The sequence below is a fragment of the Vibrio sp. D173a genome (genome assembly GCF_030248475.1).
The window spans coordinates 1-779 of the sequence record NZ_JAHGAH010001540.1 but is presented as its reverse complement, the minus strand read 5'-3'; the positions used below and the strand labels follow the sequence as shown (position 1 = coordinate 779).

Annotated in this window: 1 pseudogene; it reads left to right on the top strand. The window is 44.4% G+C overall.

Annotated features, from left to right (window positions below):
- Positions 1 to 779, top strand: a pseudogene (locus KIV40_RS34605) (response regulator); the annotation flags it as partial.

Sequence of the window (779 nt, the reverse complement as noted above, 5' to 3'; positions counted from 1 at the left end):
TACTCTTGATTGACTACCATCTAGAGCAGACATTCACAGGGTTCGAATTACTCGGCATTCTTTATCGTAAAAGACTTATCGATCATACCGTTGCGACGGTTTTGTTATCCGGTGATATGCGCCAAGAAACGGTTTTGACAGCACTCTCAGGAGAAGCGCACCACTTTATCTCTAAGCCAATCAAAACCCCAATGTTAGGTCAGAAGATTGATCTCGCCGTTAAAGAATCTCAACAGATCACCCAGCAAACATTGTGTTATCCGATCAATTCTCCAGCTATGTTGCAACGCGCACTGTCTGTACCCAACACAGAAAAGAGCGTTCAATATGAGGCCAGCCTGATTGAACATCTAATCGGCTTCGAACAGTGGGAGTTTCTTGCTTACGTATTACGTGAATCGAAAACTAACATGCACCCGACCAAGCTCGTTGCGGAAGCCTTGGTTTTGGACAGCATGGGCAAAACCAAAGACGCAATCAACAAGCTCCATAATTACCTTGTTGCTCGCTCATTGTCACTTAACGTAATTGACTGCTTAAGCTGCATCTACGAAAAACACCACATGTTGCTGCCTGCTCTTAAACTCGCCATTCGAGCATTTGAGCTAACACCCAGTATTAGTCACCGTGCGATCCGCGCGATTGACTTAGCAGAGAATGCAGACAACGCTCAAATTCTAATTAAGATGGGGCAAATGTATGCGATCAACATTTCGCCCGCTGACATTGATGTGATTCACTCTATTTCAAACTACTTCCACTCTTTACAAGTCGCCTAT